General features: G+C 62.4%; 1 protein-coding gene and 1 pseudogene. Both read right to left on the bottom strand.

The genetic code is table 11. From position 1 onward, the window contains the following. Window positions 1-103: 103 nt before the first annotated feature. Window positions 104-193, bottom strand: a pseudogene (locus ACS5Q1_RS48015) (IS6 family transposase); the annotation flags it as partial. A 299-nt stretch (window positions 194-492) separates the two neighbouring features. Further along, window positions 493-1,113 (bottom strand): IS110 family transposase (locus tag ACS5Q1_RS48010; protein WP_473104803.1); only part of this gene is annotated, 621 nt, incomplete at its 5' end.

Genomic DNA, 1,113 nt, shown 5'->3' with positions numbered 1-1,113 from the left:
AAGGCGACGTGACGGGCTTGCATCCCTGCACCCGCTCTTGGCCACGTGGTCACCCGTGCACGAGGAAAATAGCACGATCTGACAAAAAGAGCTTGTCGAAAACATCCGTGAGGTAGGCACTTTGGCGGATCCGGATCGGCTTCAGCTTCTGTCGTGATTGATCCTGGAGTCGGTCTGCGGTGTCACAGGAAAGGGCACTTCTCTATTCGGCGGTTTAAGGTCAAGCGCTTTCGGGCTGTTTTACCGCTCCGATGTCTGATGTCTCTCGCGGGTCTTGCTTCTCTTCGGGATCAGCTCTCGGGCTCTCCCATGATGGGATCAGAAGAATGAGGCAGCCCAATCTGTTGCGCGTTCTGATCGCGCAAAACGCGATCGACACAAGGGCCCGAGCGAACTCACCTCATCCATCGTCCCGCGAGGGGCGTCTCTCCACCGGCTGGCGGAATCTCGTCTCCCTTTCCGTTCGTGTGACAGGCTGTTCCAACAGGCCGATCAGGCGGGCGCCACGGCACTCTCCTTGGTCCAGCGGAACTCGGTGCCATCGCTCCAGAGGCGGTGCATGATGACGGCCAGCCGACGCGCCAGAGCCACGATGGCCTTTTGCAGGCCGCGCCGGCGGGCCACATTCACGGCCCAGGCTTTCAGCCACGACCATTGCTGCACCCGGGTCAGCAGCCCCTGCGCCGCCTCATAGAGCAGCGCTCGCATCATGGCGTCTCCGCACAAAGAGACCCGTCCGATCCGATGACTCTCGCCGGACTGATTGAGAACCGGCGTGAGCCCCAGAGCGGGGCCGACGGCCTTCGAATTCTTGAACCGCGCCGGAATGTCGATCGTGGCGCTAAAGGCCAGCGACACCACGGGACCGACACCGGGAATGGTCATCAGACGCCGGCAGACGTCATCGTCCCGCACGGTCGCCAACACTTTGCGGTGAAGAGGGGTGAAGCGCTCCCGCAGGCTCCGACGGGCTTCGAGCAGGCAGGCTCTGATCTCAGCCAGCTCCGGCAGGCCGGCCACGAGCTCGCGGATCCGGTCCTCGAACCTGACCTTGCCAACGATCCCAACCTTGAGCCCAAAGTTGCGCAGCAGACCGCGGATGTCGGTCTCAAG

It is taken from the genome of Microvirga sp. GN3 (assembly GCF_055792825.1).
The sequence above is the reverse complement of the archived record's forward strand: the minus strand, read 5'-3'. Positions and strand labels throughout refer to the sequence as shown.